The organism is Phyllobacterium trifolii (assembly GCF_014192095.1).
Taxonomy (GTDB): Bacteria; Pseudomonadota; Alphaproteobacteria; order Rhizobiales; family Rhizobiaceae; genus Phyllobacterium; species Phyllobacterium trifolii.
The window spans coordinates 88,262-107,618 of the sequence record NZ_JACHXN010000015.1; the positions used below are offsets into that span (position 1 = coordinate 88,262).

General features: G+C 53.5%; 17 protein-coding genes. 6 read left to right on the forward strand and 11 right to left on the reverse strand.

Annotated elements, in window-relative coordinates:
• Window positions 1–568: 568 nt before the first annotated feature.
• Window positions 569–817: a hypothetical protein gene (locus FHS21_RS20730; RefSeq protein WP_112526170.1), complete on the reverse strand. Its 249-nt coding sequence runs from the start codon at window positions 815–817 to the stop codon at window positions 569–571.
• 89 nt (window positions 818–906) lie between these two features.
• Window positions 907–1,689, reverse strand: coding sequence for a helix-turn-helix domain-containing protein (locus FHS21_RS20735; RefSeq protein WP_183663827.1), 783 nt, complete (start codon window positions 1,687–1,689; stop codon window positions 907–909).
• 392 nt (window positions 1,690–2,081) lie between these two features.
• Here FHS21_RS20735 and FHS21_RS20740 point away from each other — a divergent pair, with 392 nt between their 5' ends.
• The 5 genes from FHS21_RS20740 to FHS21_RS20760 are packed head-to-tail and all read left to right on the forward strand — an operon-like array spanning window position 2,082 to window position 6,678.
• Window positions 2,082–3,251, forward strand: coding sequence for an MraY family glycosyltransferase (locus FHS21_RS20740; RefSeq protein ID WP_112526174.1), 1,170 nt, complete (start codon window positions 2,082–2,084; stop codon window positions 3,249–3,251).
• A 26-nt stretch (window positions 3,252–3,277) separates the two neighbouring features.
• On the forward strand, window positions 3,278–4,111 hold the full coding sequence (locus FHS21_RS20745; RefSeq protein WP_112526176.1) for a glycosyltransferase family 2 protein: 834 nt from the start codon (window positions 3,278–3,280) through the stop codon (window positions 4,109–4,111).
• On the forward strand, window positions 4,108–4,782 hold the full coding sequence (locus FHS21_RS20750) for a YdcF family protein (RefSeq protein WP_112526178.1): 675 nt from the start codon (window positions 4,108–4,110) through the stop codon (window positions 4,780–4,782). The genes FHS21_RS20745 and FHS21_RS20750 overlap by 4 nt, the downstream gene beginning before the upstream one ends.
• Window positions 4,779–6,071, forward strand: a complete 1,293-nt coding sequence (locus tag FHS21_RS20755; protein WP_112526180.1) for a hypothetical protein — start codon at window positions 4,779–4,781, stop codon at window positions 6,069–6,071. Before FHS21_RS20750 ends, FHS21_RS20755 begins: the two co-directional genes overlap by 4 nt.
• A gap of 13 nt (window positions 6,072–6,084) precedes the next feature.
• Window positions 6,085–6,678 (forward strand): LbetaH domain-containing protein, encoded by a 594-nt coding sequence (locus tag FHS21_RS20760; RefSeq protein WP_112526182.1) that lies wholly within the window; start codon window positions 6,085–6,087, stop codon window positions 6,676–6,678.
• Here FHS21_RS20760 and FHS21_RS20765 read toward each other — a convergent pair.
• Genes FHS21_RS20765 through FHS21_RS20775 form a run of 3 tightly spaced genes read right to left on the reverse strand, consistent with a single transcriptional unit; the run spans window position 6,672 to window position 10,380 of the window.
• Complete coding sequence (locus tag FHS21_RS20765; protein WP_112526184.1) at window positions 6,672–7,880, reverse strand: glycosyltransferase; 1,209 nt, start codon at window positions 7,878–7,880, stop codon at window positions 6,672–6,674. The genes FHS21_RS20760 and FHS21_RS20765 overlap by 7 nt on opposite strands.
• Window positions 7,877–9,124, reverse strand: coding sequence for a glycosyltransferase family 4 protein (locus FHS21_RS20770; RefSeq protein ID WP_112526186.1), 1,248 nt, complete (start codon window positions 9,122–9,124; stop codon window positions 7,877–7,879). Before FHS21_RS20770 ends, FHS21_RS20765 begins: the two co-directional genes overlap by 4 nt.
• The gene (locus FHS21_RS20775; protein WP_210283584.1) at window positions 9,121–10,380 is read right to left on the reverse strand and encodes a glycosyltransferase family 4 protein; all 1,260 of its coding nucleotides are present in this window, start codon (window positions 10,378–10,380) and stop codon (window positions 9,121–9,123) included. The genes FHS21_RS20770 and FHS21_RS20775 overlap by 4 nt, the downstream gene beginning before the upstream one ends.
• Window positions 10,381–10,764: 384 nt before the next feature.
• Here FHS21_RS20775 and FHS21_RS20780 point away from each other — a divergent pair, with 384 nt between their 5' ends.
• The gene (locus tag FHS21_RS20780) at window positions 10,765–11,766 is read left to right on the forward strand and encodes a GDP-L-fucose synthase family protein (protein WP_112526190.1); all 1,002 of its coding nucleotides are present in this window, start codon (window positions 10,765–10,767) and stop codon (window positions 11,764–11,766) included.
• Window positions 11,767–11,844: 78 nt separating this feature from the next.
• Here FHS21_RS20780 and FHS21_RS20785 read toward each other — a convergent pair whose 3' ends face one another.
• From FHS21_RS20785 to FHS21_RS20810, 6 genes are all read right to left on the reverse strand, one after another.
• The gene (locus tag FHS21_RS20785; protein ID WP_246411125.1) at window positions 11,845–13,119 is read right to left on the reverse strand and encodes a polysaccharide biosynthesis/export family protein; all 1,275 of its coding nucleotides are present in this window, start codon (window positions 13,117–13,119) and stop codon (window positions 11,845–11,847) included.
• An 8-nt stretch (window positions 13,120–13,127) separates the two neighbouring features.
• Entirely contained in the window at window positions 13,128–15,296 is a 2,169-nt protein-coding gene (locus FHS21_RS20790) for a GumC family protein (protein WP_112526192.1), read from the reverse strand.
• Between the two features lie 45 nt (window positions 15,297–15,341).
• Window positions 15,342–16,133, reverse strand: a complete 792-nt coding sequence (locus FHS21_RS20795; protein WP_112526193.1) for a response regulator transcription factor — start codon at window positions 16,131–16,133, stop codon at window positions 15,342–15,344.
• Between the two features lie 415 nt (window positions 16,134–16,548).
• Complete coding sequence (locus FHS21_RS20800) at window positions 16,549–17,208, reverse strand: PIG-L deacetylase family protein (protein ID WP_112526195.1); 660 nt, start codon at window positions 17,206–17,208, stop codon at window positions 16,549–16,551.
• The gene (locus FHS21_RS20805; RefSeq protein WP_112526197.1) at window positions 17,205–18,017 is read right to left on the reverse strand and encodes a sugar phosphate nucleotidyltransferase; all 813 of its coding nucleotides are present in this window, start codon (window positions 18,015–18,017) and stop codon (window positions 17,205–17,207) included. Before FHS21_RS20805 ends, FHS21_RS20800 begins: the two co-directional genes overlap by 4 nt.
• Entirely contained in the window at window positions 18,014–19,309 is a 1,296-nt protein-coding gene (locus FHS21_RS20810; RefSeq protein WP_112526199.1) for a class I SAM-dependent methyltransferase, read from the reverse strand. Before FHS21_RS20810 ends, FHS21_RS20805 begins: the two co-directional genes overlap by 4 nt.
• Window positions 19,310–19,357: the final 48 nt, after the last annotated feature.

The following is a 19,357-nucleotide window of genomic DNA, read 5'->3' on the forward strand; positions in this document are numbered from 1 at the left end:
AGAAAACCTGAGAAAGCTTTCCGCGGGAAACAGAATGATTGGAACTCTCGAGAAGCAAATAGACTATTATGCGAAGAAAATTCGCGGGTACGCGTGGGACGAGTTGCCCGCCCAGACTAACAGTCGCCTCTCCAAAAACCGCCAGCTTCATTCCGCCTAAACCCCGGATTTTATTTGATTTTCTGTATACGTAGCCCTGTCAATCGATTAATGCCGTTCTGTCTTGCCATTAACTCTACTATAGCTTCAAATAGTTCACTAGAGGGAGTATTAGCATAAAGTCTAATAACTATGGATTAAGGCATTCCTCATGGCAAGCGCAATCACCCGATAAAGCGCTGAAATTCGAGACTTTGCCGTCAATTTCCTTCCTCACGCGGCCATGGCTGCGGTCATTCCGAAGAGAACTGATTAGTAAATAATAAATTCGATTGAGTCACTAAAATACTACAGATCGCAATATTCAAAAAGCTATACACAAGAGAAAATTCAAGTGGAGAAATATAAGAGAATGGAAGCACTGTCATGCAATAGTCATGATGGCCGCTGATCCATTTCCAATGGGGTTTTAGAACGCGCGCTTGATTTCGAATATGGCCTTGGCGATCGCGATGTCGGCTTCCGAACCGGCGCTCTCAGCTGTCGCCTGGACCAGTTGTTCGCCAAGTTCGGACAAAGCGAGGGAAACCTCATACCTGTCCCAACCGGCGGTCAACGCGTCATCCACCAGTTCCTCAAATGCTGCCCGGAGGGCGTTCTTGCATTCGTTGGTTCTGTTCGATTGATCATCGAATCTATGTGGCTGGAATAGCGTCATGCTATGATCTTACATCTGGTATGAGACCGTACAAGGCGCCAATTTGAGGTAGAAGTCCTGCATTAGGGGTAGCCGGACTGACCGTTGGGTCAGTGCACGACTGTCGTGTCGAAGGGTTTCATTCCATGATGGTTCATGCTGTTGCGATAAATCGCCGTCGCTTGTGTGCGGTTATGCGCCCGCAACTTGCGGATCAGATTATGCACATGAACCTTGACCGTATGGATCGAGAGTGTGAGGCGATCTGCAATGATCTTGTTCTGCAGGCCTTCCGATAAAAGCTGCAGAATCTCGTGTTCCCGCAATGTCAGCGTTTTGACGGGCCACGCCCTGTTGGAAGCATTATCTGGCTGAGTATAGAGCTGCGGTACCTTACCAGACACGCTGGGTGACTTTTCCATCGAACGGATGATGGTGGAGGGATAGTAATCGCCCCCGTTAAGCAATAGCCAGACGACCGCGAGCCAAACATCAAGTTTCAAGCTGAAGGGCAGAAGCCCCTGGATTGTCTTGCTGTCAAAAAGACCAGTGAGTTCCTGGGTGGAAGGGCTGTTCTCATCGATCATCAGCGTAACCGATGCATTCGGGAACCGCATTTTGCAACGGGCAATGCAGTCGACCACGTCGGAAGCAAAGTCGGCGTGAAGCAGCACAAGGCCTACATTGGGATCGGGTGTGCCCGTGTCCCCAACGTTATTCGAGAGGCTGACCTGAATATCCGGGAATGTTCTTTCGAGAGATTGCATCAACCCCTGGAAAACAACTCCGGCCTCGGCGTGAATAAATATGCCGCCACGAAATTTCGATCCGCCGTCAACCGGGGATCCTTGCTGAATAAGGTCAGTTCCCCTACGCGCAACTGTTACACTCATGTTCATACCCTACGCCACCTGGTGAAAGAAGTATTCCCCTTGTACTTGTCTTATTTCGAAAGGAATTTTTGAAAGGCTACTTCAATTCTGTTTTATGCTGCAAATACTTGCGGATCAGCAAGGCTATGTAACCAAACGTGACGCGACCGTGACACGGAGTAACGATGGCAGCCTTACAGTACCCAATTTACCCAGAATAGCCCTTTATACGCGCGATTCTATTAGTCCAAAGGGACACAGCGGGGCTCATCCTTCAGGAGGAACTGCTTCTCACTTCTCCTAAATGGTGCCGCGTGAATGGCAGCGGTATTCTCCATGAAAAGCATTCCGTACGGCCGTGACGAGGTGAAAACATCTTGCACGAGGGATGCACAATCAGCTGGAGGTGTGTCTTGTTTGTTTGGATCACCAATTGTCTCGCAGCTATGGCAGTCAGTGCCTTGCTGATCGTTGTTTTGAAGAAGGTGTCGCACGCCTGTTCTCTCGTCGATTATCCTGACAGGAGAAAATTGCATGATGGCGTCGTGCCTCTGTGCGGCGGAATCGCGATATTCGCCGCCTTCGCAATGGTCATGCTCGTTCAGGGAAACGAGCCGCTGCTCGCCCTGAACTTCTGGGTCGGCCTCCTTATCACAATCATTGTTGGCGTGATCGACGATCGCAACGAACTCTCGGCAACGAAGCGGCTCGCCGCGCAATTTGTTGCAGCAATTATACTGGTCAATCCGCTGTCAGGATCGACCATTGTGACCGGCATCGCACTTCCGCCTGTCCTTCTCGACATATCCTTCCTGCTCCTTACGGTCGTGGCTATTTTGTTCGTAGTTGGCCTGATCAATTCCTGGAACATGATCGATGGCATAGATGGTTTGGCGGGCGGGAGTGCGGCCGTGGCTCTTTTCTGGCTCGCTGTGGTCGCCGGATGGAAAGGCGCGGGCGAATTGGTGCTGCCGATCGTCGTGCTGTTGGCTGCAGTCAGCGGTTTCCTTGCATTCAATATGCGCAGCCCCTGGATCGCGCGTGCCAAGATATTTCTGGGAGATGCCGGCAGCACGACGCTGGGCGCCGCAATCGCCTATCTGATAATCCGCTTGTCGACCCATACCCACATCGCGTTTTCCGTGCTCCTGTGGATCGTCGCAATTCCCGTGATCGATACGCTCAGCCTGATCGTCCGGCGGCTTTATGCAGGCCGCAGCCCGTTGGCGGCTGACCGCTCGCACCTTCATCATCTCTTGCTCGACAGGTCGATTTCGCCACGGACGACGACCAATATCATTCTTGCAGCTTCGGCACTGTGCGGTGGGATAGGATCTTTCGGCATCATTATCGAAGCTTCAAACTATCTGATGACGGTGGCCTTGCTGATACCGTTAGCTGCGCATTCCGCCTTCGTGTTTCTCTCGAGCGAGGCGGGCACAGATTGGGTTCAGCAGTCGCGTTCAGTGGCGGTCGCCCAGTTGAACCCGATGCCGCCTGCTCCCATACGTGCAGAAATCGTTCACACGCCTCCGCCGCCTAATGCCAACAACAACGCCGGCATGTTTTCAGACGCCGTTTAAATTAGCCAAAAGTGTGGAGTAATCCCTTGTCAATATCCGTCCTGATCATGACCTTGAATGAAGAAGAGAGCTTGCCGGCATGTTTGGCTTCGCTGACATGGTGCGACGATATCGTCGTGCTGGATTCCTATAGTACCGACAAAACCCTCGAGATTGCCAAGGCCGCCGGCGCGCGCGTCTATCAACACAAGTATGAGACCGAAACAAAACAGCGCATGTATGGACTGAAGGAAATCGAATTCAAGCATAAATGGGTCTATATGCCCGACGCTGACGAGATCACTCCCGAGGACCTACGCGACGAAATGCTGGCGATAGCTGCCGATCCGGACAGACCCGAAGCAATGTTCAGCGCTCGCTACAAGAACATGTTCATGGGTCGCTGGATCAAGCATAGCAGCCTTTACCCCACGTGGATTACGCGTCTCGCCCGACCGGAACGTATCCAGTATGAGCGCGAATGCCATTCGCGTCCCGTTGGCGATGGTCCGACCGGGCGTCTGCAGTCGCATTTCGTTCACTACAGCTTCAACAAGGGAATGACCGCCTGGTTCGACAAGCATAACCGCTATTCGGGTTTCGAAGCGCGCGAGTCCTTGCAGATCTTGCGCAGCAAGAAAATTCCATGGACCTCTTTCTTCAGCGCCACACCAGAAGCCAGACGGCGGGCGCTCAAGGAGTTCTCGTATCGCCTGCCATTTCGTCCGGCTGCCAGATTCGCCTATATGTATTTTCTCCGCGGCGGTTTCCTCGACGGCTGGCAGGGTTATCATTACTGTCGGCTCATCGCATCATATGAATACATGATCGTTATCAAGATGAGAGAATTGCAGCGACGAGAACTCGGCCTTTCCGTATGACACGTGCCCAAACTCACCCTGGATTGAGCATTCGGCAACGGCGCGCTCGCAAGCGATCGCGCAAGTGGTTCTTCGCCGGCCTTGGTCTCGCCGCGGTGCTGGCGATATCCGCCGCCCCCTTGGCGCTTTTCCTGGCCGACCCGCTCCTGACGATTCGCGATCCAATCGGCAAAGCTGACGTGATCGTCGTTCTTGGCGGAGATGGTCCCTCACGGGCCACCAGAGCCGCAGGCTTGTGGCAGACGGGTGTCGCGCCAAAGGTCTTGGTCAGCGGTGACGGCGACTGTTACTGGATACGGGAGGCAATGATCGACCAAGGAGTTGACAGAAGCGCCATTGCCGTCGAGTGCCAGTCGGGAACGACTTGGGAGAATGCGCTTTTCTCATCACCGATCCTCAAGCAGATGAATGTGCGCAGCGCCGTTCTCGTGACGAGCTGGTATCACTCGCGCCGAGCCATAGCGAGCTTTGAGGCCGCGTCCGAAGATATCCGCTGGATGTCGGTTCCGGTGGAACCACGCCAGCCACTCGAGAAGGTCGCATTTGGTCCCGATGGAATTCAGATCATGAAAGAGTATCCAAAGACGGTCTGGTACGCCATTCGCCATTTTCTCGGCTTGGAATCCACCCGTATCCCTGCTGCATTTCCCTCGCGGGAGGCGAGAACATGAACTGGCTACTGACATGGCTAATGCTGGGAACGGTGCTGATGCTGCTATTGTGGGGCATGCTGAAGCCAGAGCGCATCTATCAGTTTCCTTTTCTGGTGGGCGTTATCACCTTCGCTTTTATTCTTCCGCAGATTCCGGCACTGGCGGATGATCGTTTTCTTCCGGAGGGCGGGTATGCGAAGACGATCGCTTTCACGATCCTTTGTCTTTCGATGTGCTGGTTGGGGTGGTCTTCAAACGCCAGGCCCTTTGCCTTTTTTCGCTGGGATTTCGATGAAAAACGCCTGTTAATCGCGGCTTTTTTTCTTTCTCTCACAGGCGCGTACTTTTACTACAAGCTCAGCCGGTTGCCGGGTGAGATGATGGTTGGCGTGCAGATCAGCGGCGCGCCGGTCGCGTGGCTCTTTTTCGCACGCTTCATGAGCTATGGCATGGCCATCGCCGTTCTGTGTTTTGCCCGCCGTTATTCGTGGACCGCTGCGTTCATCATAGGCGTCGATCTGATATTTTATTTTGACCGGATTGTCGTTACCGGAAAGCGCGCAGAAGCAGTCGAGCTAATTATCATTTTTGCGCTGGCATTCTGGTATTATAAGGGGTGGGTCATACCGCGCACCATCATGCTGGCGGGCGTTCTTATCGGTACGGTCCTGCTGAATAGCATGGGTGATTATCGCACGATTACGAGGGCCAATTCGGCACCTGTGTGGCAGGACATCGCTCAAATCAACGTTGCCGCCAATTTCGATGATTTGCTGAAAAATGGTGGTCCGGAAATGCGGAATGCCATTTGGCGCCTTCATCATACAGAAGAGACGATGGACTTCGACTATGGCAAGTTCCACTGGAACAGGCTGGTCTTCAATTATGTACCAGCACAGCTCGTCGGAGCGAAGTTCAAAGAGTCACTCATGATGACAATGCCTGTCGCGGCACGCGATTACGATCCGCTGACAGGTACGACTGAAACGGGTATGGCCGATGCGTTTCAGTCCTTCTGGTATTTTGGCGCCCTGAAGTTTCTTCTCCTCGCCTATCTGATGAGCCGCTTGTGGGCCTCGGCGAAGAGCGGAGAGATGTCGGCGCAACTCGTCTACATATTTTCGATTGTACCCGCCATTCATGCCATATCACACCAAACGGACTGGGTTCTGACTGTTTGGGTTCACATGCTGATATTCTTGCTGCCGACATTGGTGTGGTGCCGGAGTCGTTCGCCAGATCTCCATCCGTATTATTCGAGCGGATTGTCGCTTCCTGCTAACTTTGGCGTGGCAACAGCCCGATAAGGAAAGTCATATCATGCGGTCACGCTACAGCGATCCAACATTCGACAGCACGGCGCAGCCCCTGCCGCGCGTGGGGGGTGCCACGTTTGCATTTCGCTTCCGGCTGATGAGACTATTCTGGACGATCTGCTGGATATTGCTTGCAGCCTGGACGCCATCGTTTTTATATCCCTGGAGAGGCTGGCTCCTCCGGCGGTTCGGCGCGCGCATTCATTCGACCGCAATCGTGCGCAGCAGCGTGAAGATATGGTGGCCCGGAAACCTCACCATGGGACGGCACGCTTCCATGGGACCGGGTGTTATCTGTTACAACGTCGCGGAAATCACGCTTGAGGACTTCGCTATCGTGTCACAGCGTTCCCATCTGTGCACGGGCACCCATGACGTCAATGATCCAGGATTTCCGTTGAAGAGCAGGCCCATTTCAATTGGATCCAATGCCTGGATCGCAGCCGAAGCGTTTGTGGGACCCGGAGTCGTCTTTGGCGAGGGAGCGGTGCTCGGTGCCAGGGGAGTTGCCTTCAGCAAGCTCGATCCATGGACGATTTACGTTGGAAATCCGGCAAAAGCTGTCAAAACGCGCAACCGGGATGCTGCAGCTCAGTGATCCGTAACAGCCACAAGTCTACTTGTTCTAGATAGAGTCTTTGGATTGTGATTGGGAGCATATCCCTGGATCGTCAATTCGGCGATGCGCGGCCATGTGTAATTCTCGCGCACAAGCCGTTGACCATTCTGCCCCATAGTCGATGCCATTGCCGGATTGTCCAAGACACTTGCGAGCGCGGAAGCAACCTCGGCCGGATCAAGTGGAACCACCAAGCCAGCATTTGCCGTTTCCACTTCTGGAAAGTGACACGCATCGCTAATTACTGCTGGCAGGCCACAGGCCAGAGCCTCGGTAATAGCGACGCTGAAACCTTCTTGGCGGCTCGGAAGACAAAAGCAGCTGGCATCGACCAATGCGCGCAATTTGTCCTCGCCGTAGATAGGGCCGATCAAATGAACCCGATCGGCGATACACAGCCGATCGATCTGGGATACGAAGCCTTCCCGGGCTCCGCCATCCGGGCCAGCGACAACAAGATCGACGTCTGGGTGAGACTCAGCGATCAGCTTGAAAGCATCCCCAAGAATGTCCAAACCCTTCTTGGTATGAAGTCTGGACAGGAAGAGAATGACACGCTTTCCACGGGCAAGAGAAAGCCGCTCGTGAAAGAACCCTGCCCCTGGAAGATCAGAAAACTCTTCCAGGAATATGCCGTTCGGTATAGTGAGAGTCGGTGCCTTAAGACGAAGTGGCTCAAGCAGCCGGGATTCGTCGTTGTTGAGCGTCACCAAGAATTTTGCCTGATCAAGCATCTTGCGATACCCAAGAAGCAACGCGATCCGCTTCTTCAATTGTTTTTGCTTCATGCTCCAGGCATCGAGCATACCATGTGGCTGGACGCAGTACGGGATGCGGTTCGATCTTGCCGTGTTTGCAGCCTTTCTGAGAATAGGCTCCCACACGCCGTGAATGTGGACGAACGACGCGCCCTTCAACACCTGGCGCAACTGGCGGGAACCTTCGACGCACAATATCTGTTCCATCCGGTCCGGATCGTCCAGCAAGTGCCAGTGAACAAGCGCAACAAATGGAACATCTTGGGCAGATTTGAATGCTCGCTTTTCAACTTCGATGCCGCCATAGCTCATGATGTGAACGTCGTGACCCAGTGCCGCCTGGGCAGCTGCCAATCGCACACAGGCACTCTGCGGGCCTCCTTGGGCAGGATCGATCGAAGATATGACATGGACAATTTTCATGCGACACACACGGGCACGCGCTGCTCAGTAAGGCTCGATAGTGCGGAAAGCAACCGTTTGCCGTAACGGTCAACAGTGAAGTCCGCGGCGCGCGCCACAGCGCTTTCCGACATTGCCGCGCGCATCCCGACATTGTCTGCCAACGTAGTGATCGCTTTTGCTATCGCCGTGCCGTCGCGAATAGGAACAATGAAGCCATCGATCCCGTCGCGGACCACACTGCCCGCATTTTCCGTGCAGACGACGGGGAGTCCGGCGGCAAGCGCTTCATAAACAGCAGTTGCCGAGCCTTCGCAAATGGAGGGAAGAAGGAAGACATCGGCCCACTCATACTCTGCAGCCATCTCTGCACGCGGGACGATTCCCCGGAGTTCGACATGCTTCGAAAGATGAGTCGTAACACGCTCGGGAAGGCTGCTCGGGCCTGCCATGCGAAAGATCGCCGATGGGCCGAGCAAACGCGCTGCCTCTGCGACATAAGGTGAACCCTTTCGAAGACCGACTTGTCCCACGGTCAACACGCGCAAAGGCCCGCCAATTCGAATAATGTCCTGAGGCGGGTATTGCGGATCTATGCCATATGGAACGACCACACATCGTTCAGCTTTTCCGCCGCGTGCAATGACGTTGCGTCGGACGAATTCCGAAGGACATATGATAATGTCCGCGAGCTCCCACTCGGCTTTCTCACGCTCTGCAAAAATCTTGGCATGTGCATTGTCAGTATGTGGTCCGGCCCAATCAGGAAAACTTTGCTGCTCGCTCCCAACCAGCTCTTCAACAACTTCACGCGGGGCAATCATCTGTTCGACTGCAGTCCACATGCCTTGCTGTTTTGCCGCAACCATTTGCTCCAGCGCATCGCCGGCAAAAGCGTAAAGGCCCGCTGCGCCATGAAAGCCGCTTGCAACCACCAAACGCGAAAATTCGGATCCGGCCCACACGGCGTGTTCCGTTTCCTCGACAACGTTCGCAAGGCGAAGCCTGCGGACCGCCGAGCGGAGACCGAAACCAGGAAAGGTCGAGATCAATTCCGGTGCTACACCTTTTGGGACGCGTCCAACGAGGCGCTTAACCGAAGAAGGAAGGAGGTTTTTTGGGAGACCATTGACAAGGCGCGGCCAGCTCTTGGTCGCGCAAATGTCAGTGTAAAAATGCGCGAGCTGATTTTCGGATGCAAAGATGCGGGGCACGGCGTAATGCATGCGAGCACCCAGTTGGCTAACGACAACAGTACCGCTCATTCTGCGGGCTCATAAACAGAAGATTTTGATGGAAGCCCCGTCGGTCTATCGAATCTGAGCATGACGTCCGACCATGCAGCCACGGCGCTCTCCCGTGAAAACAGAGTCTCCAGGACACGTCTTGCGTTTTGACCGTTCTGCAAACGACGTTCGGGGGAGTTTCTCATCTCGAGGATGACATCCGCGAGTCTTCTTCCCTCGCCAATTTCTACAGCCGCGCCGCAGTCTTCAGCGGCCACCACGCGCGCTACCTCGCCGTTTGGATCGCCGACGAAGAGAGTTGGCCGGCCAGCCGCCAGGATTCCATAAAACTTGCTCGGAACGATGCAGTGTTCGAGCCGAGGCAAAAGCGACACGATATGAGCATCGGCCGCGCTCAGGCTTTCAGCGATATGTTCGGCGGGCTGAAGTGGCTTGAAAACTACATTCGTCAAATTACGATTCCGCACAACCTCTTCGACGTGGGCCCTCTGCTGGCCGCCGCCAATCATTAGAAACTGAATATCGTCATGCCCACTCAAAAGCACCGCCGCTTCCAACAGCGTCGAGAAGTCGTGGGCGCGACCAAAGTTGCCCGAGTAGCCAACAACGAACTTGTCCTGCAAACCCCAGTTCGTCCGCAGGCTGTTGGACGCCGGTTCTACGGGATAGATCTCATCGCCATCGGACCAATGGTGCATGACAAAAACCTGTTTCTCGGAGAAACCGCGGTCGGTGAGATAGGCTGCCATCGTTGCGGTCGGACAAACGATCATGGCCGATTTGCGCATCGACCAGTTGCGCATTGATCGGCTGACCGTCCCTGACAAGCTTTTATTCGACAGCATGCCAAGTTCCATGGCGACTTCAGGGAAAAGATCCATGATCCAATTGACCATTCGCGCGCGACGCCAGCGAATGGGCAAGGAAGTAGTGACGGAGAGCAAGGGTGGATCGGTGCAGACTACGCAGACGTCACCGCTCTTGAGGTTCCACAAACACCAGAGGAATGCAGAGACGTGGAAGGTGAGATAATCGATAGCCCGCCCGAGAACATTGCTCCGTCCGAACCGTGTAGCCCATAGACGACTTACCTTAACCCCTGACACCATTTCTTCCGCCGGCAATGTCACGTCAGGTTGATCGTGCGGTGTGCGGCTAGCGATTGCCGCGACTTCAAAACCGCGACGCGCCAATGCGAACGCCAACCCCGATACCATTCGGCTGGTCGCTGATTGATCAGGTGAGAAATAGCGGTTTGCGAATACGATCTTCATTTGTGGATGCCTCAAGCCCGGGCCGTCTGTCAGACACAGATTCTTGGCCTTGATTGTCGCAGTTCGCAGTTGGCGAACAAGTTCAACAAAGGCACTACGGCCCTTCGCGACTGATCATCCCGCCTACTCCTTCCGGAGAGGTCACGCTCAATTTCCACCCCTTTTAGAGGCCCCAACGTGCTCGATATGCCTTGTATTCCCTCGGGTTGGGAGCCGATCTTATCCCTATTGCCGAAGTGTGTCGCGCTGTGCGCCATATATACTGGAATCCAACAACTCGCTTCCTCCGACTGCATTTCGAGAGTGTGCAATGGACCATGGTCACGGCCCACATTCGATGAGCTGTCTTCGAAAAGCGAAACATCACGCACGAAGAAGGGCGGAATGATCTCCATGGTTGAGTCAGAAAATCACCACTTCGATCTCCGGGGTAAACGAGTATGGGTAGCCGGGCACACCGGCCTTGTGGGCTCGGCGCTGACACGGCGCCTGCAGTCCGAAGGTTGTGAACTGCTTGAAGTTACCCATGATGATCTCGATCTGACGCGGCAGCTTGAAACGGAAGAATGGATGGCCAGCGCGCGTCCCGATGCCATCTTCATCGCTGCGGCGAGAGTTGGCGGAATCATTGCAAACTCGACATACCCAGCTGATTTTCTCTACGACAACGCGATGATCGGCATGAACATCATGCATGCCGCACATAAGCTTGGCGTTCAAAAATTACTGTGGCTGGGGTCGAGCTGTATTTTCCCGAAATATGCCGAGCAGCCGATCCGGGAGAGTTCCTTGCTCACCGGCGCGCTAGAGCCAACTAACGAAGCTTACGCGGTAGCAAAGATCGCTGGACTCAAGCTTGCCGAAGCCTATGCGCGGCAATATGGACAGAATTTCCTGACCGCGATGCCGACAAGTCTCTATGGCCCCAACGACAATTTCGATCCGCAGAATTCCCATGTTCTTCCGGCGCTTATACGCAAAATGTATGAGGCCAAAATCTCGGGAAGTCCGACAGTTGTTGTGTGGGGTACGGGGACACCACGGCGCGAATTCCTGCATGTCGATGATCTGGCCGACGCCTGCGTATTCGTTATGAAGCAGTATACTGGGCCTGAATTTATCAATATCGGGTCGGGACACGAAATCTCGATTCATGATGCCGCGATCTTGATTGCGAAGATTGTTGGCTATGACGGGTCCATCGTGTTCGATACATCGAAGCCGGACGGTACACCGCGAAAGCTGGTCGATCCTACACGTTTGCAGGATATGGGCTGGAAGCCGAGCATCGACCTCGAGACCGGACTGACCGATCTCTATATGCGTTGGCAACAGTCGATGCTCACATCAACCAACGTCGCGCCTATTGCTTCGGCCGCACGTTAGATTAACGCCAGGGATTAAAAAAGCAGCCAGGTCATGACCTGGCTGCTTTTTTGTGTACAAGGACCGCTCGTGGCTGATCTAACCGGGCGGGTTGATGCTGTTTGCTGCCACATCTTTCGGAACTGCCAATTGGGCTCGTAGAATATCGCCCGCCTTGATCGGATCATGTTCGGTCAACTCCGATTCCTGATACTCACCGTTTACAATCCGCGCGACGGAGAAAGTCAGCCTCACAGACTGGTCGCGCGTTGTTGCGCGCTGCGCCGTCGCACCAATCTCAGCCATCGTCTGGACGATGAAGGCCAGTCGCTTTCTCAGGCGAATGAGATCCAGCTCAATGTCACGCAATTGATTGGCGGCGTCGTTTGCCCGCTGCTCGTTCAGAGCTAGCAAGCGCTGCCCGATAGCGTTTTCGTTTTGCCGGGCGCGTGCGAGAAATGAACCGAATTCAAGGGCATCGCGGCGCATGGCGGAAAGTTGCCTTTGGCTGTCCCTCAATGTCGACTGTGCCGTGAGCCCCTGCGATACAAGCTTCTCGGAAGATCCTACATTCTGTTCCAGAAGAGAAATTTCCTCGTTACGAAGCTTGGTACTTTTTTCCAGTGTATCGATCTCTTCGCGATAATTCTGTTTCTGGTCCTGAAGAGCTTTTTCTTCGCTGTGCAAGGCTGCCAAACGCAAATCGAAAACCCGACGCTCGGAGTCGACCACCTGTTGGCGGGCCGGCAAATCATCCGTAATAGTTTCTTTGTCCAGAACGTATTCAAACGGCTTCTCGTCGAGCTCCGCCTGGAGGCGCGCACGCCTCACGTCTTGGGCGAACAATTGCAGAGACGTGTCCGAATAGTCCTGACGCGCAGTGACCAGCTGGGTCCCTGCTGTGTCCATCTTGTCCAACGCCTCTTTCAACCCACCGCTCAGTGCGAACAGTTCGAGCGCAATCATGCCGGGGCGAAACTCATATTTACCGGGCTTCTGGACATCGCCAATGACAAACACTGGCGCATATTCCTTCATTGCCACGGAAACTGAGAGACCCGGAATGTGTTGAAGCAGCTTCTGGCTGATGGTGCTGCTGATTTCCGCAATGGTTTGATTTGCTACTGGGATATTGCCAAGAATGGGATATCCTATCGTTCCTTCCACGCTGACGGGAAATGTCCCTGACAGTCCAGTATCGCCATAAACGGTGATCAGGAGGACATCGCCCGATGCAACTTTATATGGCTCGTCCGCCCACGCCGCCGAAGCCATTGGCGACAACAAGAGGATCGAAGAAAACGCACAAGCGGTCATCAGCTTGTTGATCCGGTAAGCAAATCCCGGGCGGCTATTTTTTTGTTTGATCAACATTGTCGACCTCATGCCTTTGCGGTGGAAGAGCGGGTTTTTGCGTAATCGGCAAGCTCCTTGACGACACGCCCGGAGACGAGTTTGGTGGGAGCAAGCGGGGCGCTCAAGGCGACCGGACCTCGGCTTTCGTGGTCGCTGTTGAGAACGATACCGCTGACTTTCCGGCCGTCGGCGCGTAGTTTCGTAACGGCGGTCACGACGTCCTCCATCCTGGCGACGTCACGGCGCACGACCAATACCGTCGTGTCGGCAAGCGACGCCGCACGTATGGCATCCGCGCTGTTGGCGATAGCTGGCGTATCAATAAGAACGATGTCGTACTGTCGCTTAAGCTCTGCAATCATTTTCGCGAATTGCTCGTGGCCTAGCAAGAATTCTGCCGGAACCTGACAGGTCTGCGTCGCCACAAAGTCGATTGCGGATTCCGCGTCGTGCTGCACCGCCGCTTCAAGTGTATGCCGGCCGCGGATCACTTCTTCCAGATAGGGACCGAATTGATCGCCGAACTCATGGGCCACCATCGGATTCCGGAAATTGGCGTCCACGACGACAGTCCGTATCCCTGTAGCTGATAGTGATCTCGCAAGGCCTGCTACGATCAGCGTCTTGCCTTCCTGGTCGCCAGCAGAAGTAATAGCAATTGCCCGAGCAGCTTTCGTCGACGCCGACAGCAATAGCTGGGCCTGAAGGTCGGCGATCGCGCGGCCAAAGCCCGAATTGCCGTCGGTAACCATTCGTGCGGCTTCTTTCCGCTCCCGAACTGACAATTGGGGTATCCGGCCGATAATGGGCAGCCGCACCGCTGTTTCGAGAGCCACGCTCGATCGGATGGATTTGTCACGCAATTCCATAAGAAACGCGCCCGCCATCCCGAAACAGATGCCGCCAATTCCACCCAACGCAAGCCATGACGAAAGACGCGGACTTACCTTCGATCTTGCCGGAACAGCACGCGAAATCATACGCGCTTCGGCAGTGGCGATACCGTCCTGCTCGATCGTTTGTTTGTAACGTGTCAGGTAGCTTTCATATATAGCGCGGTTTGCCGAAGCTTCGCGATCCAGCTGATCGGCCTGGACAGTGGCTTTGTTGGCCGTCGACATGCTGTCCTGTAGCTCTTTCAGATTTGCCTCAACCGACGCTTGCTGAAGATGCGTGACATTTATCTCGTTTCGGAGACTATCCAGAATTTGTTGAACCTCCGCACCAATCTGGCCCTTCAGCGATTCAAGCTGCGAGTTAAACTGCGGGAGCTGGACGCTTTGAGTTGCCCCGCTCTCCTTGATTTGCTGAATATTCCTCTCGATCCGGGATTGTTCCGTCCGAAGTGCCAAGATGGCCGGGGAATTGAGAATCTCCGACAAAGCCACGCCAGAGTTATTCTTTGACGCTTCGATTGCGGTTGAGAGCCGGGCTTCAGCACCTGCAAGTTTTCCCCGCAGGGTCGCGAGTTCCGCATTCAGCGCAGCAATTTGCTGCGACTGCAGCGTCATACCGTTGGCCTTCACGAGTCCTGATTGCTCGCGAAAATCGGCGGCGGCGCGTTCAGAGTGTTCGAGCGTTGCCCGCAGGCTGGTGAGTTTTCCGCCAAGCCAATCACTAACACGGCGTGTGGCCGAGGTTTGCAAATCGATTTGATAGTTGAGGTACGCTTCACCGAACGCATTCGCGACGGCAGCAGAATATTCCGGATTATTCGCACGGTAACTGATGTAAATCGTGTATGATCTGCCATCGTTGAGAACATTAAGATTTGACAGAAGCTCGTCAATTCTTGACCGATCGGACGGCGTTTCCTCATCTGTCGCGACAAGATTTCCTTGGCCGGGCACAATGATTTTGCCCTTGGAGTCAAAACCTTGACGGTCTAGGTCGGCGAGTACCTTCTCGGCCATGGAGCGCGAGCTGATAATGTCGAGTTCCGTCCGCAAAACCGGACTTTCCTGCGGAAGCGGTGAAACGACCGATTCATTTGGAAGTGCCTGCAATTTGCGAACGTTTAGGGCCAAGATCGCTTCGGAGCTGTACTTGGCCGGGGCGGTCATATAGCCCACTATCGCCAACCCCAAGCACAGAACAATGGCTGATAGAACTGTAAGCCATCTGTTCATCAGGAGCGAAAGGATTCGCGACAATGGCATTCCGCCCTGGGGAGGCAAAACTTCAGAAACGATCATGATCAATACCTCTGAAAATCAGATATCGGTTAGCTGGTAGGCCGTTCAGAATCTGGATTCATGCGGAATCATGTCGCTAATTTTGTACGCAACCTCCGTCCGATTAGTAGCACCCAGTTTCTTCATGATATTGCGAATATGGACCTTTACCGTGCTTTCGCAGAGGTTGAGCTCATAGGCGATAATCTTGTTTGCCTTGCCACGACGAAGACCCTCCGCAACGGCCGACTGCCGCGCTGTAAACGAAGTGGTGATGTGACGAAACTCGTCGCTTCGGCCACCCAGGAGCTTACGCAAAGTTAGAACGCTACTTGCCGGTACAAACTTTCCACCGGCGATTGCCAGTTCAATTGCCTGCATGCAGATCTCGATGCCAACTGTTGTCGGGATATATCCACGAACGCCGAGTTCCAATGCCTTCAGAATAAAGGTCAGATCATCATTGTCGGCAACGACAACGACAGCTGCAGTCTGGAAAGTCGCGACAAGCTCGCTGATTTCAGCGGTTAGATTGGCATCGTCCAGCGTGCGATTGCCAGTGTTGATCAACACGGCGCGCAAATTGGATAGTTCTTTTTTAGAGGCTTGCCATTCTTCCAGGCTACCAAATGTAAATACTTTGAGGCCTATGTGATGGTTGATCAAAGCCTGAGCGAGACATTCGCGTTCCAAAGCGCGCTTGTCGACAATAGCCAAGTAATCTTCTGTACTGTATTTTTGGAATTGACGATTACCGTTGTATTTATCGTTGGATTGTTGGCTGTTATTTACAATGATCTCACGATCATATGGCTCTTGTTCATTGTTGCCCAAACGGGATGGATGAATATTCTCCATTGTATTAACCCCAATTTTTATCTTTTGTTGCGAGTTGATCTATTGAACGCACCTAAACACGTCCAGCCGCACTTCTTTTTCACGAATATTAATTTACGCTCTTTATTTGTTAGTGTCTTTAATCCTCTTATAATTCCTTCGATTGTAAAAAATTTGACGGTGTAGCCAGCTATAGCCCGATCCCATAGGCTGGATTAATTCGTCGAGGATGCTTATTAGTTCGTTTCCCCCGCAGGGGTCGGTGAACTAAACATATAAAGAAAGGCTTATACTTGAGATTAGTGTCGCGCAGGGCGCTGAACGACGCGAACGCAGTGATTCGCATCGCTTTAAACACGTGATTCGTTAGATTCTGAGATGTTGTCGAGAATGGAAGAACGGGCTGCATTTTTAACGCAGCTGGAGCGACCAAGGGTTATCCTATAGTCAATGCCAATTTGCGATTTGTGAAGGCTTCGGCGAAACGCTCTTCAGCGCGACATTCCATGCCCCGTAGGCGAGCCAAGCCTTTGAAAGTCAATTCATCGAACCAGTCTTTCGAGCGCTGCGTCCCGAAGTGCTCCAGAAGAAGTTCGGTTTTCCGGTCCATGATTTTGGACGGCAAGGGCATATATGTGTTGTGCTGCATGAGATCCCCATCCCATTTTGGAATTTCATATTCGAGCACAAAATGATTGCGGAACACATTGGTTGTCAGACGGTTCACTTCCCTGTGATCCTGGTGCGAGTCGTCGCGCGCATGCGTGAAAATCACGTCGGGCGAGACGCGTTCGCGTACAGCATTGAGCCATTGTTTGATCTCACGGGACTGGCTGGGGAAATAGCTGTCTTCAAACTCGGCAAGTTCGATATTGCTCTTGGCAGCGCCTTCAAGAAAAGCAACAGCTGAAGCATTTGCTTCACCCGCGCGGATTCCGGGTGCGCTTAGCACACACCAGTGGACGTCAAGCAGAACACCATCGGCAATAAGACGCAGGATCGTGCCCCCTGCACCTATTTCGATATCGTCGGAATGCGCTCCAAGACAAAGGACAGAAAGGCGCTCTCCGCGTCTCGCCAAAGGCAACTGCCTCATAACGCCTTGACCAGACGGATGTTGGAGCCATCTTTCAAAGCGCCATGAGCTGTCCAAGGCATTTCACCGCGCTCAACCATTTCCTGGAGAGCCTGCCAATCGCGCAGCGTATCCATCGAACGCCAGAAGCCTTCGTGCTTGTAGGCCATCAGCATGTCATCGGCGATGAGCCGGCTGAAGGGTTCGAGTACGAGTTCCTCGGATTCCCGCATGTAATCGAATATCTCGCCACGGAAGAGGAAGTAACCACCATTTATCCAGATGTCGGAACGGTCAGAGGAGCGGAACTCCCGCACACGTCCGTCTTCGGCTATGTCCGCCAGATGATAGGTAAGCGGTGGACGAACGGCGAGAAAGCATGCAATTTTTCCGCTGGCTTCGAACTTTTCTATCATGTCGTCCAGATCGACATTGCTCAGGCCGTCACTATAGTTGGCGAGAAATATCTTTTCGTTTCTGACTTGATTGCGCACAGCCCAGAGGCGCTCACCGATGTTGCGCCAGATGCCCGTGTCGATCAGAGAAATACGCCAATCTTTTTGCGACTCACCCAACACCTCCACATTGCCATCACCGGTAACCACACAGTCAGAGAATGTCTGCGGGCGGCAATTGAGGAAAAAGTCCTTGACCACGTTGGCTTTGTAGCCAAGGCAAAGGATGAAATCATCATGTCCGTAGTCAGCGTAATACTGCATGACATGCCGCAAGATCGGCTGAGAGCCAAGCGGGATCATGGGTTTTGGAACGTTTTCCGAATATTCGCGAATGCGGGTGCCCATACCACCACAGAACAGAACAACTTTCATGGCTTGAGCTCCTTCGGGTCGATGACGGCCACACCTGGAATGGGAACAACGAATTTTGCGCCCCATTCCTGGACATGCCGCATCTGTGCAACGATCTCGTCCTTGAGATTCCAAGGCAGGATCAGGATGTAGTCGGGTTTCACCAGGTCGATGGCTTCAACGGGTTCGATCGGAATATGCATGCCTGGTGTATAGCGGCCGTGCTTGTAGGGATTCCGGTCCACAGTGAAATCGAGGAAATCGGTTCCGATACCGCAATAATTAAGCAGCGTGTTGCCCTTACCGGGTGCGCCATATCCGCAGATGGTCTTGCCGGCCTTTTTTGCTTCAATCAGGAACGATAGAAGCTCACGCTTTACCTGGCGGGCATTCTCCACGAACGAAGTGTATATCTCGATCCTGTCGAGGCCTGCATTGATCTCATTCTTCACAACTCGGGCCACACTTGGCTGAGTCGGACGCTCGCTAGCCGCATGCGCGAGGTGAACGCGCAACGAGCCACCATGCGTACCGAGTTCTTCTACATCGATGACTTTCAACTCGTGTCGTTCGGCCATGAGTTCAATTGTGAGAAGTGAGAAATACGAAAAGTGCTCGTGATAGATCGTGTCGAACTGGTTTTCGGCGATCAGTTTCTCGATATGAGGAAACTCCAGGGTGATAACACCTTCGGGCTTCAACAGGATTTTCATGCCGGCGACGAAATCGTTGAGGTCCGGAACCTGCGCCAATACGTTATTGCCGGCGATGAGGTCTGCGCGCAGTCCTTCATTCACCAGCGCCTGAGCATATTTTTCACCGAAAAATTCAACGCGTGTCGGGATACCCTTCTCAATAGCGACCTTGGCAACATTGGCCGCCGGCTCGACGCCGAGCACGGGAATGTTCAACGGAAGGAAGTGCTGAAGCAGGTAACCGTCATTGCTGGCGAGCTCGACGACAAGGCTATCGCGACCAAGCTGGAGTTGCTCGGCCATCTGATGGCAGTATTTCTTCGCATGCGCGACCCAGCTGGTGGAATAGGAAGAGAAATACGCGTACTCTTCAAAAATGGCCTGTGGGCTGACATATTCGCTTAATTGCACCAGCAGGCACTCTTCGCAAACATAAGCGTGGAGCGGATAGTATGCTTCCATCGAATCGATCAGTTCGCGCGGAACAAAGCTCTCACAGGGAGGCGACATTCCGAGATCAATGAAAGTGTACTTCAAACTGGTGCCGCACAGGCGACAGGAATGTTTTTTGTCGCTTGGGCGGTTCGCCAATAAGAGAGTACTGGTTTGAATATTCATGCCTTGGCTCCTGATCACCACGTGTGTTCCCCTGTCCGCATGAGATTC

Coding starts and splice junctions, on each gene's coding strand:
- FHS21_RS20730 (WP_112526170.1), bottom strand. CDS start 817: ATGACGCTATTCCAGCCACATAGATTCGATGATCAATCGAACAGAACC.
- FHS21_RS20735 (WP_183663827.1), bottom strand. CDS start 1,689: ATGAGTGTAACAGTTGCGCGTAGGGGAACTGACCTTATTCAGCAAGGA.
- FHS21_RS20750 (WP_112526178.1), top strand. CDS start 4,108: ATGACACGTGCCCAAACTCACCCTGGATTGAGCATTCGGCAACGGCGC.
- FHS21_RS20755 (WP_112526180.1), top strand. CDS start 4,779: ATGAACTGGCTACTGACATGGCTAATGCTGGGAACGGTGCTGATGCTG.
- FHS21_RS20760 (WP_112526182.1), top strand. CDS start 6,085: ATGCGGTCACGCTACAGCGATCCAACATTCGACAGCACGGCGCAGCCC.
- FHS21_RS20765 (WP_112526184.1), bottom strand. CDS start 7,880: ATGAAAATTGTCCATGTCATATCTTCGATCGATCCTGCCCAAGGAGGC.
- FHS21_RS20770 (WP_112526186.1), bottom strand. CDS start 9,124: ATGAGCGGTACTGTTGTCGTTAGCCAACTGGGTGCTCGCATGCATTAC.
- FHS21_RS20775 (WP_210283584.1), bottom strand. CDS start 10,380: ATGAAGATCGTATTCGCAAACCGCTATTTCTCACCTGATCAATCAGCG.
- FHS21_RS20780 (WP_112526190.1), top strand. CDS start 10,765: ATGATCTCCATGGTTGAGTCAGAAAATCACCACTTCGATCTCCGGGGT.
- FHS21_RS20785 (WP_246411125.1), bottom strand. CDS start 13,119: ATGTTGATCAAACAAAAAAATAGCCGCCCGGGATTTGCTTACCGGATC.
- FHS21_RS20790 (WP_112526192.1), bottom strand. CDS start 15,296: ATGATCGTTTCTGAAGTTTTGCCTCCCCAGGGCGGAATGCCATTGTCG.
- FHS21_RS20795 (WP_112526193.1), bottom strand. CDS start 16,133: ATGGAGAATATTCATCCATCCCGTTTGGGCAACAATGAACAAGAGCCA.
- FHS21_RS20800 (WP_112526195.1), bottom strand. CDS start 17,208: ATGAGGCAGTTGCCTTTGGCGAGACGCGGAGAGCGCCTTTCTGTCCTT.
- FHS21_RS20805 (WP_112526197.1), bottom strand. CDS start 18,017: ATGAAAGTTGTTCTGTTCTGTGGTGGTATGGGCACCCGCATTCGCGAA.
- FHS21_RS20810 (WP_112526199.1), bottom strand. CDS start 19,309: ATGAATATTCAAACCAGTACTCTCTTATTGGCGAACCGCCCAAGCGAC.